Annotated in this window: 13 protein-coding genes and 1 pseudogene; 10 read left to right on the top strand and 4 right to left on the bottom strand. The window is 68.2% G+C overall.

The window, feature by feature from the left end; translation table 11 throughout:
• Nucleotides 1–66: 66 nt before the first annotated feature.
• The 5 genes and pseudogenes from QC765_RS16480 (at nucleotide 67) to QC765_RS06610 (ending at nucleotide 4,291) form a co-directional block, all read left to right on the top strand.
• Nucleotides 67–642, top strand: coding sequence for a helix-turn-helix domain-containing protein (locus QC765_RS16480; RefSeq protein WP_373876696.1), 576 nt, complete (start codon nucleotides 67–69; stop codon nucleotides 640–642).
• Between the two features lie 75 nt (nucleotides 643–717).
• A complete protein-coding gene (locus tag QC765_RS06625) occupies nucleotides 718–1,503 on the top strand; it encodes a hypothetical protein (protein ID WP_278313628.1) in 786 nt (261 codons plus the stop codon).
• A gap of 121 nt (nucleotides 1,504–1,624) precedes the next feature.
• Nucleotides 1,625–1,900 carry a DUF2516 family protein gene (locus tag QC765_RS06620; RefSeq protein ID WP_278313627.1) on the top strand — a complete coding sequence of 92 codons (276 nt, stop codon included), beginning with the start codon at nucleotides 1,625–1,627 and terminating at the stop codon, nucleotides 1,898–1,900.
• 415 nt (nucleotides 1,901–2,315) lie between these two features.
• Nucleotides 2,316–2,513 (top strand): annotated as a pseudogene (locus QC765_RS16475) (MerR family transcriptional regulator); the annotation flags it as partial.
• A 740-nt stretch (nucleotides 2,514–3,253) separates the two neighbouring features.
• Nucleotides 3,254–4,291 (top strand): alpha/beta fold hydrolase, encoded by a 1,038-nt coding sequence (locus QC765_RS06610; protein WP_278313625.1) that lies wholly within the window; start codon nucleotides 3,254–3,256, stop codon nucleotides 4,289–4,291.
• Between the two features lie 37 nt (nucleotides 4,292–4,328).
• Here QC765_RS06610 and purU read toward each other — a convergent pair whose 3' ends face one another.
• Nucleotides 4,329–5,198 (bottom strand): formyltetrahydrofolate deformylase, encoded by an 870-nt coding sequence (gene purU, locus QC765_RS06605; RefSeq protein ID WP_278313663.1) that lies wholly within the window; start codon nucleotides 5,196–5,198, stop codon nucleotides 4,329–4,331.
• Nucleotides 5,199–5,310: 112 nt separating this feature from the next.
• On the opposite strand from purU, the gene deoC reads away from it, so the two are divergent.
• Entirely contained in the window at nucleotides 5,311–5,979 is a 669-nt protein-coding gene (deoC, locus tag QC765_RS06600; RefSeq protein WP_278313624.1) for a deoxyribose-phosphate aldolase, read from the top strand.
• Between the two features lie 12 nt (nucleotides 5,980–5,991).
• On the opposite strand, the gene QC765_RS06595 is transcribed toward deoC, so the two are convergent.
• Together QC765_RS06595 and QC765_RS06590 are read right to left on the bottom strand one after the other, a co-directional pair.
• Complete coding sequence (locus QC765_RS06595; RefSeq protein ID WP_278313623.1) at nucleotides 5,992–6,774, bottom strand: LmeA family phospholipid-binding protein; 783 nt, start codon at nucleotides 6,772–6,774, stop codon at nucleotides 5,992–5,994.
• 129 nt (nucleotides 6,775–6,903) lie between these two features.
• Complete coding sequence (locus tag QC765_RS06590; protein WP_278313622.1) at nucleotides 6,904–7,407, bottom strand: DUF2505 domain-containing protein; 504 nt, start codon at nucleotides 7,405–7,407, stop codon at nucleotides 6,904–6,906.
• Nucleotides 7,408–7,490: 83 nt separating this feature from the next.
• Between QC765_RS06590 and QC765_RS06585 the strand changes: the two genes are divergently transcribed.
• Nucleotides 7,491–8,540, top strand: coding sequence for a UDP-N-acetylmuramate dehydrogenase (locus QC765_RS06585; RefSeq protein WP_278313621.1), 1,050 nt, complete (start codon nucleotides 7,491–7,493; stop codon nucleotides 8,538–8,540).
• Between the two features lie 200 nt (nucleotides 8,541–8,740).
• On the opposite strand, the gene QC765_RS06580 is transcribed toward QC765_RS06585, so the two are convergent.
• On the bottom strand, nucleotides 8,741–9,487 hold the full coding sequence (locus QC765_RS06580; RefSeq protein ID WP_278313620.1) for an SDR family NAD(P)-dependent oxidoreductase: 747 nt from the start codon (nucleotides 9,485–9,487) through the stop codon (nucleotides 8,741–8,743).
• Here QC765_RS06580 and QC765_RS06575 point away from each other — a divergent pair.
• From QC765_RS06575 to QC765_RS06565, 3 genes are all read left to right on the top strand, one after another.
• Nucleotides 9,486–10,370, top strand: coding sequence for an alpha/beta fold hydrolase (locus QC765_RS06575; protein ID WP_278313619.1), 885 nt, complete (start codon nucleotides 9,486–9,488; stop codon nucleotides 10,368–10,370). The genes QC765_RS06580 and QC765_RS06575 overlap by 2 nt on opposite strands.
• 130 nt (nucleotides 10,371–10,500) lie before the next feature.
• The gene (mshA, locus tag QC765_RS06570; protein WP_278313662.1) at nucleotides 10,501–11,814 is read left to right on the top strand and encodes a D-inositol-3-phosphate glycosyltransferase; all 1,314 of its coding nucleotides are present in this window, start codon (nucleotides 10,501–10,503) and stop codon (nucleotides 11,812–11,814) included.
• An 84-nt stretch (nucleotides 11,815–11,898) separates the two neighbouring features.
• Nucleotides 11,899–12,474, top strand: coding sequence for a type III secretion system chaperone family protein (locus QC765_RS06565; protein ID WP_278313618.1), 576 nt, complete (start codon nucleotides 11,899–11,901; stop codon nucleotides 12,472–12,474).
• Nucleotides 12,475–12,494: the final 20 nt, after the last annotated feature.

The raw sequence follows: 12,494 nt of genomic DNA, 5'->3' as shown, positions 1-12,494 counted from the left end.
TGAGTGCTTGCAGGAGTTAGCACGCGTGAGTACGCTCACGCACGTAGCCGGAGTGGAGGAGAATCCATGGCTCAGGCGAGCAGCCCATCCGTCGATAATGGTGGTGCGCCGCGCAACGGGATCGCAGACGATCACGGGGCAGGCAGTGGCACCGGCGCGGCGGCGGATCAAGGCATCGTCGAAGGTGCATCCTCCGAGGATTCCGATCATGCCGACAAGGGCGTCGGTGGTACGTCCGATGAGGAGCAAGGTGCGGATCCATCACGTCAGTCCAATGCCCCTGCAGCTGTACGCGCAGTGAGCAACGCGGCACAGGACATTGGCGGTTTCATCAGGGCCCAGCGCGAGATGGCACAGGTATCCCTGCGGCAGCTCGCTGAACGGGCCGGGGTGAGCAATCCGTATCTCAGCCAGATCGAGCGTGGGCTACGCAAGCCGTCCGCTGAGGTTCTCGGCCAGATCGCGAAAGGCCTGAGGGTTTCTGCCGAGGCGCTATATGTGCGTGCCGGAATTCTGGAACAGCGTGAATCCAGCCCAGTGCGCGACGCGATTCTTGCCGATCCCGTCATCAATGAGCGCCAGAAGCAGGTTCTTCTCGAGATCTATACCTCGTTCTGCCACGAGAACCAGGCCGACGAATAACTAGGGCCCCGCGCCTCGCCGAGGCGTGCATTTCCAGGGCCCGCATGATGCCGACATTCGTGGGGAGCTTCAAACATGACCAAGTCCATTACTACTGTTAAGACGCCGTTGTTCGCAGCGGTCGGCGCGGGAGATATCGCCGCGGAATCGCTGGGCGGAATCGTCAAGGACGCGCGCCGTGCCGCTAGCAGCAGGGCCAGTGACGTCCAGGCTCGCATCGACCGCGCGCGCGGCCGGGTCGTCGCGCTGCAGGAGCAGGTACCGACCGAGCTCGCGGGCCTCCGCGGCCGGGTGGGCTCCACGGACCTGCGCAAGCAGGCCGACACCTACCTGCAGTCGGCGCGCACGGCCTACGGGACGCTCGCGCAGCGTGGCGAGTCGCGGGTGGAGCGGCTCCGCGAGCAGGAGCGCGTGGCTGAGGCCGTCAGCGTCGTCTCGCGGCGTGCCACCGAGGTTCGCGCCCTGGTCAATCGGTTCGGCGCGAAGGCCTCGGACGTGACCTCCCAGACGGCTTCCAGCGCCGGGGTTCTCGCGGACGAGACGAAGGAAACCCTCGCGGCCGTGCCCGACGTCGTGGCGGACGAGGCTGCTGCGGCGCGTGAGTCCGCAGAGGTCGCCGCTGAGAACGTCGTGGCCAAGGTGGAGGATGCTGTCGCGGATGCGGAGCAGAAGGTTGCCGAGGCCGAGGAGAAGGTAGCAGAGGCCGCAGGGTCGGCTGACGGCGATGCGGCAGCTGCGCCCAAGCCAGCGCCCCGTAGGCGTCGTGCCACGTCCAAGCCCGCCGGCACCACTGCGGCGACCCCACGGGCACGCAAGCCTCGGGCTAGCACTGCCGAGAGCAAGGCCGCGCCCGCCGAGTAGGGGAGCGGTAGCGCACATGCGCCCCCGGGGAGGGAGACCGCCCCGGGGGCGCTGTGCGTCGCGCGGGCGGTGAGGGCCGGCGCTGGCTTGCGCGTTGGGCGAGCCACCCTAGACTGGTGGGGTGGAAGGTTTCCTGGTGATGATCCTGACCGCGCTCGCGATCGGCGGCGGGGTGTTTGCGTTGGTGCATGCGGCCCGGCAGCGCCCTGACGCCTATACGGCGACCGACAAGCTCACCAAGCCGACCTGGCTGGCGATCCTGGCAGTGTCGGTCCTGGTGATCTTCGTGTTCTCGGCCTATAGCTTGCTCGGGCTGATCGGGGTCATCGCCATTGGTGTCTATCTGGCTGATGTGCGGCCCAAGGTCGATGAGATCCAGGGCGGTCCGCGCTGGTAGTGGTCGCCGCGACGCGCCCGGCTGAGCAATATTGACAATGCTCATTGTCACAATGGTAATGTGCACACCAGTCTCAACGGCGTGACTACGCAGTATGCCTCGAGCGTCGACGATGATGCTCGCAGCGAGGTATTCCGCCCCTGAGGAAGGGGCTATCCCGGAAGTGAGCTCACTCTCGAGCAGTTAGTGTCCTTCCCCTGGGTGCGGACAACGGAGTCCCGCGCCACCAACTTTGCTCCATCGCCCGCGCGGCCCTCGCTATGGCCAGCGGGAACCGGTGTCGGATCGTGATATCCCGGTGCTCGCAAGCCCGCGGCGCGATTCGTCCGGATCGGTATACTCGCCTGCGAACTGGAGCCCCCGGCGACCTTCCCAAGCGGAATCTCCGGGGAGGCGGGGTAATCGGAAGCGGGAGATGAAAGAGTACCGGATCGACGATCTGGCGCGAGCGGCCGGAATCAACGTCCGCAATGTGCGCGTGTACCAGGATCGTGGGCTCCTGCCGCCGCCCCGCAAGGAGGGGCGCACCGGCTGGTACAACGAATCGCACTTGTCCCGATTGCGCTTGATCACACGGATGCTCGAGCGTGGCTATACGTTCGCCACTATCAGTGAGCTGCTGCTCGCATCCCAGCACGGCATCAGCGTCGACGAGATCCTTGAGTCTGATGACCTCCGCGGGCCGCTGGGCTTCTTTCGTTCCAAGGCCAAGGTGACCCTGGGGGAGCTGCGCAAGGTATTCGGTGACCACGCGCCACCGGCCTTGCTGGAGCGCGGCAAGGATCTGGGTGCCATCTCGGGCGCCGGTGATGCGCTCGCGGTGCGCAGCCCGCGCCTGCTGGAGATCGCCCAGACCCTCATGGACGCGGGAGTTCCGCTCGAGACGATTGTTGAGAACGGGCAACGCGTGCGTGATGACCTCCAGGATGTGGCCCAGCTCTTCGTGGGCACGATCACCGAGACATTCCTGCCCGAGATGACCGAGGCTGGTGGCAGCGAGCTTGACGAGCAGCGCATCGCGGAGCTCGCCGAGGTCGCGCGCAAGCTCCGGCCACTCGCGAACAAGGTGGTCGACATCCTCTTCTCCGAGGTCATGGAGGTGGAGATCAGTCGAACGATCAGTCGCGCGGCGACCGCCCTCAATGAGGATGGCGACGCGGGCGAGGATCCCTTCGCCCACTAGCAGGAAAGTGTGCCGCAGGTCACACTTTTAACACTTTTGCCTGATATGTCAATAAACCTGCGCTACTGCTTGAAATCTGTTCTAGACTGCGAAGGCATTGCCGCTAAGGCCCGCAACGGTGCGGGCCCCAGCACAACGACTGTGCTGCGGAACACGATGAGGTGGAACACGTGAAACTGCCGGTTGTCAGCAGTCTCGTCGGCTCCCTGGGGGCCTTCCGATCCAGCGCGCACCAGATCGCCGAGCGCACCACAGGGATAGCGATGGACGCCGCCGCCATGCAGGCCGCCGCGGACCAGGGCGACCACATCGTCCCGATGATCCCCTCGACCAGCCGCATGATCACCGCGCACGACGGGACCCGGCTCCACGTCCAGATCACCGGACGGCCAGGCAGCCAGCCGATCGTGCTCTCCCATGGCTGGACCTGCAGCTCCACCTACTGGATGCCCCAGATCGAGGCGCTGGCCAGGGAGTTCCGCGTGATCACCTATGATCAGCGCGGTCACGGCAAGAGCGAGATGGGCCGGTTCCCGCTCAGCCCCGACGTTCTCGCCGACGACTTCTCGTCAGTCCTCGATAGCGTCCTCGCACCAGCCGAGCGTGCTGTCGTCGTCGGCCACAGCATGGGCGGAATGACCCTCATGGCATGGGCGGGCAAGCGTCCCCACGAGGTTCCCGAGCGAGCCTCCGCGGCCATGCTGCTGAGCACCGCCTCGGACCGGCTCACCCACGATGAGGCTGTGCTGCCGCCCCTGCTCCGCCCGCTCCCGATGCGGCCCCTGCTGCTCGGTGCCGCGATCGCCGCACCCCTGCCGACCCGGTTCCTTCCCTCGTCCGCCCTGCACTACGCCACCATGGGCACCGCTGCCACCGCGGAGCAGCGCGAGTTCTGCCTGCGCATGGTGCGCGAGTGCGCGCCTCGGGTGCGCGGGCGCTGGGGCGTCGTGCTGGGCAAGCTCGATATCGCCGCGGCGCTCGACAATCTTGCCGTTCCCACCACTGTGGTCGTTGGCACCGCGGATCGGCTCACCCCACCGGTCCACTCGTACCGGCTTCGTGACAAGCTCGACAGCAGTGGCAACCTCGCCGGCTTCATCGAGCTTCCCGATGTTGGCCACATGAGCAGCGTCGAGGCCCCGGAGCCGATCAACGCCGAGATCCGGCGGCTCGCGGGCGTGCCCCAGCGGCTCTGGAACGTCGGCTGAGCTGGCCCAAGGCGCGCGCTCGCCCCGTGCGGAACGGCTAGCTGAAGATCACGGTCTTGCGGCCGTGGACCTGCACACGGCCCTCGAGATGCCAGCGCAGGCCTCGCGCCAGGACGCTCTTCTCGATGTCGCGTCCCTGCCGCACCATGTCGGCAATCGTGTACGAGTGGTCGATGCGCACCACATCCTGCTCGATGATCGGCCCCGCATCCAGCTCGGCCGTCACGTAGTGGCAGGTGGCGCCAATGATCTTCACGCCCCGCTCATGGGCCTGGTGGTACGGCCGCGCGCCCATGAATGACGGCAGGAAGCTGTGGTGGATGTTGATGGCCCGATGCCACCAGTGCTCGCACAGCTCGGCCGGCAGCACCTGCATGAAGCGTGCCAGCACCACCGCATCGGGGGAGTGGGCATCCACGAGGTCCCGCATCGTCTCGAACGCCGCAGTCTTGCCCGCGGCATCAGCCGGGAACGGAACGTGCTGGAACGGAATCCCATGAGCGCGGGCCACAGGCTCGAGATCCCGATGATTGCCGATCACCGCGCACACCTCCGCCGGCAGCTCTCCCGTGGCCGCGCGCCCCAGCAGATCGTGCAGGCAATGCCCCTCCTTGCTGACGAGCAGCACGATCCTCTTGCGCTCGGTCGAGTCATGGATCGACCACTCGGCCTCCGTGCCGAACGTCGCGGCGATCTCGGCGAAGCGCGCGCGGAACTCATCGAGATCCATGCGGATCGACTCGGCGGTGACCGTCTGGCGGGTGAAGAACCACCCGGTGTCGGGGTCAGCATGGTAGGCGGCCTCGACGATCCAGGCCCCTGCTCCTGCGAGGAAGCCGGAGAGCCGCGCGACGATGCCCAAGGCATCGGGGCAGCCGAGGGACAGGGTGAAGCGCCGGCCAGCCATGGCGTTGTTCGAAGTCACACCGCCCAAACTAGCAGTACCACGAGGGTCGATGCGGCTCGCTGCGCCCTGCCGTGCCGCCCTGCGCCGCACCGGTTATGGCAAGCTCGCAGGCATGGACGCACACGACATCCTGACCCGGGGCCAGGTGGCCCAGATGATCGATCACACGCTGCTCAAGCCTGACGCTTCCCCGAGCGATGTCATCGCGCTCATCGACGAGGCGCACGAGCTCGGGGTGCTCGCCGTCTGCGTGTCACCGTCGATGCTGCCAGTAGACAGCGACGGCCTGGTGATCGCCACGGTCGTGGGGTTCCCCTCGGGCAAGCACCACCCGCTGATCAAGGCAGCGGAGGCCCGGCTCGCCGTCGACCAGGGCGCCGACGAGATCGACATGGTCATCGATATCGGTGCTGCCCTGTCCGGGAACAACGACGCGGTGCTGCAGGACATCCTCGCCGTGCGCGAGGGTTGCGGGCCCGATACCGTGCTCAAGGTCATCCTCGAGACCGCCGCGCTCACCGATGAGGCCATCACCGCCGCTTGCCTGGCAGCCCGGACCGCCGGTGCTGATTTCGTGAAGACCTCCACCGGGTTCCATCCCGCGGGGGGCGCCAGCGTCCACGCGGTAGAGCTCATGGCGCGCGCGGTGGGTGGCACGCTCGGCATCAAGGCCAGCGGCGGCATCAGGACCGCGGAGGATGCGCGAGCCATGATCGATGCTGGCGCGACCCGGCTAGGCCTCTCCGCGAGCCGCGCCGTGCTCGATGGCTTTCCCGGCTAGCACGGGAGCGGCTCACATCAGGGAGCAGGCTTCCTCCAGCTCGGCCGGCACCTCCGTCTGGCTGGCATCTGCGCGCTCGATCTCGGCATAGCCACCCTCGAGGCGCAGATCGATGCCTTCCTCGGTGACCGTGAGCTCCCGCGAGGTCATGCCGAGCGGGAAGTCGCTCAGCTCGGCGCCAATCGTGCTGATGATGGCCTGGGGGAGCTCCGAGGGGATGTCGATGCCAAAGATGTTGGCCTTGGTGACCTCCAGGTTGATCGCCTCGTCCACGACGCGCGGCTGCACCGTCACTCCGAGCACCGCGCCCACGACCTGGATATCGAGCGCCTGGTTCTGCTCATCGGGGTTCACCGACGTCACCACGGCGAGGATGCCCTGCTTCTGGAGCGTCGCCAGGATGCCCTGCGCGGTCCAGGTGATGTCGGCGCTGCTGCGCTGCACCGTGTTGGCGATCTCGCCCTCGTCGAGCGACTCGACATCCTCGAGCCGCAGGTTCATCGACATGCCCTCGGCATCGCCGACACTGCCCTCGGTGGTCGTGATCTCCATGTAGGGAGTCTTGCCGTCAAGCATCTGCCACAGCATCGGCTTGCGGCTGAGCTCCACGTCGACATCGGAGCCGATCGACAGGGCCATCGATCCGGCCATGCATCGCGAGACCTTGTTGCGGAGGTAGATCTCGCTGCCCACGGCAACAGCGGCGACACCCACGAACAGGACGAGAACCACGATCAGCGCGGTGCCTCGGGCACGGCGCTTGCGCGGCTTGGGGGAGTTGGTTGCAGTGTTCATCGAGTTTCATTCTGCCGGAGCAACTTGGGGGTTGCCTTGCCAGCGACTGTGGATTGGGTAAGTTTCAGCTCTGGCCGCATGAGAAGGCCCCCGGTGTCCGTCAGGATCCGGGGGCCGGAGCTGGTGGGGCTAGCCCAGGTTCTTGGCGATCCACTTCGCCGTGTAGTCGTCCTCGCCATCGAGGAGGTTCTCGACGCTCGGCAGCAGGAGCTTCTCCAGCTTGCCGCCGACGATCGGGAAGCTCACCCGCGCCTCGATCGTGGACTCGACGACGCAACCGTTGCCATTGGCCCGGACCGAGCGAGGCCCGGAGACGCTGCCCGGTCCGCCCTTCATCTCGCCGTGGAACGTGCCGGACACCGAACCCCCGGTCCGCTCCCAGGACTCCTTGCGGATGATGATCATGTCGTTCTTGATCACCGTCTGCGCGATCGAGGGCAGCTTGCTGCGCGCGATGAACTGCTGGTACTCCACCTCGACGCCCGAATCGGATGCCTCGAAGCCGACCAGGCTGGAATTCGTGCCGCCGATCTCGGCGATCCGATCGTCCCAGTACTGGCGTGACGACAGTGCCTCGTACACCTGTTCCGCGGTGCAGGGCAGTTCTTTTGCGTACTCCGTGCGGCGAGCCATGCTCGGCACGTTACCGTTCTCTTGTGTCTCCAATCCACTCATTGGGCCTCGTGGCGCGACTTGGCGAGGAATTTGGTGCCGAAGTGACCGTCGATACGCCGCTCTCGGCGTACACCACGTTCCGCGTCGGCGGCCCCGCCACGGCCGTAGTCAGTTGCCCCACCACCGAATCCCTTGCCGGGGTGGTGCGACGGCTCGACCAGGAGCAGGTCCCGCTGCTCATCCTCGCTGGCGGCTCCAACCTTCTCATCGCCGACGAGGGCGCCGAGGTCGTGGTCGTCCGGGTCGCGAGCACGCGCCACTGGATCGATGGCAACATCGTGCACGCCGAGGCGGGCGCCAACTGGGACACCGTCGTGACCGCTGCCGTCGCCGCGGGGCTCGGCGGCATCGAATGCCTTTCCGGCATACCGGGATCCACTGGGGCAACGCCCGTGCAGAATGTCGGGGCATACGGCGTCGAGATCGCCTCCGTGCTGCGGCGCGTGGAGCTTCTCGACCGCGCCACCGGCAGCGTGCGCTGGGCCGAGCCCGCGGAGCTGCACCTGTCCTACCGGCACAGCATCCTCAAGAACACCGACACCGCCGTGGTGCTCTCCGTGGAGCTCGAGCTGCTCGATGACGGCCTCAGCGCGCCCATCCGCTATGGCGAGCTCGCGCGCACCCTCGGAGCGGGCGAGGGCGACCGGCTGCCGCCCGCGCAGGTGCGCGAGGCAGTCCTCGGGCTGCGCCGAGGAAAGGGCATGGTGCTCGACAGCAACGACCACGACACGTGGAGCGCCGGCTCGTTCTTCACCAACCCGATCATCCCTGCCTCGGCCCTCGGCGGTGTGCTCGCTGCCGCGCGCGCCCGCCTCGGCGACGACATCGACATGCCACATTTCCCGGCTGATGATGGCTACGTGAAGCTCTCCGCGGGATGGCTCATCGAGAAGGCTGGCTTCACCCGCGGCCACCCGAGCGCCGATGCCCCCGCGCGCCTCTCGACCAAGCACACCCTCGCGCTGACCAACCGGGGGGCCGCCACCGCTGCGGACCTCACCACTCTGGCGCGCGAAGTGCAGCGCGGGGTCGAGGATGCGTTCGGCGTTCGGCTGCATCCCGAGCCGGTGTGCGTGGGCACCACGATCTAGGAGGCTAGTCGGGGCCCAGTTTTCGGGCCCGCTCCTGCTCGGGCTCGCCGACCGAGCTCCCGGTGACAGCGACTCCTCCAGCTGCTAGCTAATGTCACGCCCGGCCTGGCATGTCACGGCGTGTCGCGTGACAATCACCAGCAGATTCTGGGGAGGGCGCCCGGCGAACGGCCTCGTGGTGCACCGCCGCGCACAGGCGCCTAGCCTTCCCGCGCGAACTTGCCCGGCCCGGCCTGCGCGCGGGGCTTGACGGTGACCAGGTCGAGGTTGACATGCGCGGGCCGGGTGGCGACGAAGCCGATGACCTCGGCGACGTCCTCGGCGAGGAGCGGCTGGAACCCCTCGTAGACCTTGGCGGCCTTGGCGTCGTCCCCATCGAAGCGGACGAGCGAGAACTCGGTCTCGACGGCGCCGGGGGCGATCTCGGTGAGCCGGATGGGCTGGCCGAGCAGCTCATCGCGCAGCGTGCGGTGCAGGACGCCCTGCGCGTGCTTGGCGGACGTGTATCCGGAGCCGCCGGGGTAGATCTCGAGCGCGGCGATGGAGGTGACGGTGACGATCAGCCCGTTGCCGGAGGCGAGGAGCGCGGGCATCAGGGCGCGTGTCATGCGCAGCGTGCCGAGCACGTTGGTCTCCCACATCCACCGCCACTTATCGAGGTAGGCATCGAGGACGGATTCGAGTCCCTTGGCGCCGCCCGCATTGTTGACCAGCACATCGGCGCGCGGGAGCTCGCTCGCGAATGCAGTGACGGATGCGTCGTCGGTGACGTCGAGAGGCAGCGCGGTGCCGCCGATCTCCTCAGCGACGGCAGCGAGCCGGTCGGTGCGGCGGGCACCGATGACGACGTGGAAGCCCTGGCGGGCGAGCTCCCGGGCGGTGGCCTCGCCGATGCCCGAGCTGGCACCGGTCACTACTGCTACGCGTGCATCGGCAGGAATGGTCATGCCGCTGATGATAGTGGTGCTGGTGTTGCGCGCTACCGTCGTCACCATGGCACGCATCGATCAGGCCACGAGCAGTGACGGCACTCGCATCGCCTATCGCGTGCACGGCCCGGGCACGGAAGCAGCGGCGCCGCCGATCCTGCTGGTGCACGGCTGGGCGCAGTCGGGGGCGTGCTGGGGGCCCGAAGCGCTGGGCAAGCTCGCCGAGCACCACCGGGTGATCGCGATGGACCTCCGGGGGCATGGTTGCTCGGACGAGCCGGGGACGGGCTACTCGGAACCACAGGCGTGGGCCGATGACGTGGAAGCGGTGCTGGCGCGCGAGGAGGCGACGGGCGCGATCCTGGTGGGCTGGTCCTATGGCGGCCTGGTGCTCTGCGACTATCTCGCCGAGCGCGGCACGCGGCGGGTAGCAGGGGTCGTGCTGGTGGCCGCGATCACGAGCCTGGGCAGGGGCCGGCCCGGCGCGGCGACCGGCCCGGCCATGAAGCGTGTCATCCCCGGCGCGCTGTCGGAGGATCCGGGCGTGGCGGCCCAGGCTTTCCTCGATTTCGGCCCGGCGCTGATCCCACCTGGCTGCGATGCAAGGGGCGCGGTGGAGCAGGCCCTCGTCGGCGCGAGCCTGTGCACCCCGCCGAGCGTGCGGGGCGCGCTGTTCCGCCGCGACGTCGATCATGATGCAACGCTCCGCGGGCTCGGCGTCCCGGTTCTGTTCCTGCATGGCACCGCGGACGAGGTCGTGGATATTGGGGCCGCGCGGCATGGATGCGATCTCGTGCCGCGCGCCAGCCATAGCTGGTGGGAGGGCGCTGGGCACGCGCCGTTCCTGGAGGCCCCGGATCGGTTCGTGGAAGAAATCGAGGCGTTCGCGGGTTCCTGCTAGGGGGCGGGCGCAGTTTTTCCATGCACGACGGACTTAGGGCAGGATTGATCGAGTGGATTCTCGACGGGCAGGCCTCGATGGCGGCGAGCGATTATCGCGGGAAGCCGCCAGCGGGACGCTTCCGCGACGCATCGCGGTGATCTCGGTGCATACCTCGCCGCTGGCGCAGCCCGGCACCGGCGATGCCGGCGGGATGAACGTGTATGTGCTGGAGACGTCCAAGGAGCTCGCGCGTCGCGGCATCGCCGTCGATATCTTCACCCGCGCCACCTCGTCGTCGGACCCGCACCTGGTGGAGGCCTCGCCCGGGGTGACGGTCCGCAATGTGGTGGCGGGACCGTTCGAGGGCCTCGGCAAGTCAGACCTGCCTAGCCAGATGTGCCCGTTCACCGCTGCGGTGCTCCGCGAGGAAGCAGCCAACGAGCCCGGCCACTTCGACCTGATCCATTCGCACTACTGGCTCTCGGGCCAGGTCGGCTGGCTGGCGCGGGACAGGTGGCGAGTGCCCCTGGTGCATACCGCGCACACCCTGGCGGCGGTGAAGAACGCGTCGCTGGCCGAGGGGGACGCGCCCGAGCCGCTGGCCCGGCAGGCCGGGGAGCAGCAGCTCGTTGACGTCTCCGACCGGCTGGTGGTCAATACGATCGAGGAGTCGCGGCAGCTGCAGCGGTACTACGGCGCGCGGCCCGGCAAGATCGATATCGCGGCGCCCGGTGCTGACCTCGTCCGCTACACGCCCGGCCCCGCTGGTGCTGCCCGTGATCGGCTTGGCATCGACCGGGGCGAGAAGGTCGTGGCGTTCGTGGGGCGGATCCAGCCGCTCAAGGCTCCTGATGTGATGCTGCGGGCGGCCGCGGCCGTGCTGGCTGGCGCGCCGACCATGCCGGTGCGGGTGCTGATCGTCGGTGGCGCATCGGGCAGCGGCCAGCATGGCTATGACCTCGTGGCCCTGGCGCGCGAGCTTGGCATCGAGGACCGCGTGACGTTCCTTCCGCCGCAGCCTCCCGCCGACCTCGCGGAGGTGTACCGGGCCGCGGACGTGGTGGCGGTGCCCAGCTACTCGGAGTCGTTCGGGCTGGTTGCGCTGGAGGCGCAGGCCTGCGGGACGCCCGTGATCGCTGCGGATGTGGGCGGGCTCGGGGTGGCCGTCGCGGACGGTGTGACCGGGGCGCTGGTGCCCGGGCATGGCGTGGCGGAGTGGTCGGCCGCGCTATCGCGGTTGCTCGCTGATGATGGATTGCGCGCGCGCCTCGCGGCCGCGGCACCGCGCCACGCGGCGGGATTCTCCTGGTCGCACACGGCCGATGCGCTCATCGATTGCTATGCGCGCGCCTTGCGCGAGCACGGCGGCCCGGGGGTGTCTCCGCGGCGGGCGGGCGCCCCGGCCGAGCGCGTGCTGCGCAGCAAGCGGAACCGCGGTCGCATCGTGATCGGTGGCGGCTAGCGGCCCGCAGCGTTGCGTCATCGGTGACCCGTGGCACTCTGGTAGGTGGGGCGCGGTACCGATCGCACAAGGAGAGGCCACCACATGTCTGATCAGATCGCACGATCGACGCAGGTCATCGAGGACACCCTGCGGGAGCGCGACCTTCCGGTGGAGCGGCGCGGGGAAGCGCACTTCGTCGTGGAGCTGCCGGGCACCAAGAAGCTCAAGACGGCCTGCCTGCTCACGCCCTCGGTGCACGGCGTGCGCATCGAGGCGTTCGTATGCCGCCACCCGGACGAGAACGAGCCGGCGGTGCACCAGTACCTGCTGCAGCGCAACCGGCGGCTGTACGGCGTCGCCTACACCGTGGACCGCTCTGGCGACATCTATCTCGTCGGTCGCATGGCGCACCATGCTGTCACCCCCGAGGAGATCGACCGGCTCCTCGGCCAGGTGCTCGAGGCCGCTGACGGTGACTTCAATGTGCTTCTCGAGATGGGGTTCATCACCGCGATCCGGCGCGAATGGCGCTGGCGCGTCTCGCGCGGGGAGTCGCTGGCCAACCTGAAGGCATTCGAGCACCTGATCAGGGACGAGGATGTCGAGCCACTCCCGGGCGAAGCGGCTGCCCCGGCCTCCACGGTGGGATCAGCGGGCGAGCATCGGGCGTCATCCTGAGGCGTGCCCGGCAAGGCGCG

It is taken from the genome of Hoyosella levis, assembly GCF_026008515.1.
Classification (GTDB): domain Bacteria; phylum Actinomycetota; class Actinomycetes; order Mycobacteriales; family Mycobacteriaceae; genus Lolliginicoccus; species Lolliginicoccus levis.
This window is presented reverse-complemented; position numbering and strand designations above follow the sequence as displayed.

What these genes read in the sequence shown, in the direction of transcription:
- QC765_RS06565 (WP_278313618.1), top strand. Translation starts at nt 11,899, where the DNA reads ATGTCTGATCAGATCGCACGATCGACGCAGGTCATCGAGGACACCCTG.
- QC765_RS06625 (WP_278313628.1), top strand. Translation starts at nt 718, where the DNA reads ATGACCAAGTCCATTACTACTGTTAAGACGCCGTTGTTCGCAGCGGTC.
- QC765_RS06590 (WP_278313622.1), bottom strand. Translation starts at nt 7,407, where the DNA reads ATGGCTCGCCGCACGGAGTACGCAAAAGAACTGCCCTGCACCGCGGAA.
- deoC (WP_278313624.1), top strand. Translation starts at nt 5,311, where the DNA reads ATGGACGCACACGACATCCTGACCCGGGGCCAGGTGGCCCAGATGATC.
- QC765_RS06575 (WP_278313619.1), top strand. Translation starts at nt 9,486, where the DNA reads ATGCCGCTGATGATAGTGGTGCTGGTGTTGCGCGCTACCGTCGTCACC.
- purU (WP_278313663.1), bottom strand. Translation starts at nt 5,198, where the DNA reads ATGGCTGGCCGGCGCTTCACCCTGTCCCTCGGCTGCCCCGATGCCTTG.
- QC765_RS16480 (WP_373876696.1), top strand. Translation starts at nt 67, where the DNA reads ATGGCTCAGGCGAGCAGCCCATCCGTCGATAATGGTGGTGCGCCGCGC.
- QC765_RS06580 (WP_278313620.1), bottom strand. Translation starts at nt 9,487, where the DNA reads ATGACCATTCCTGCCGATGCACGCGTAGCAGTAGTGACCGGTGCCAGC.
- QC765_RS06595 (WP_278313623.1), bottom strand. Translation starts at nt 6,774, where the DNA reads ATGAACACTGCAACCAACTCCCCCAAGCCGCGCAAGCGCCGTGCCCGA.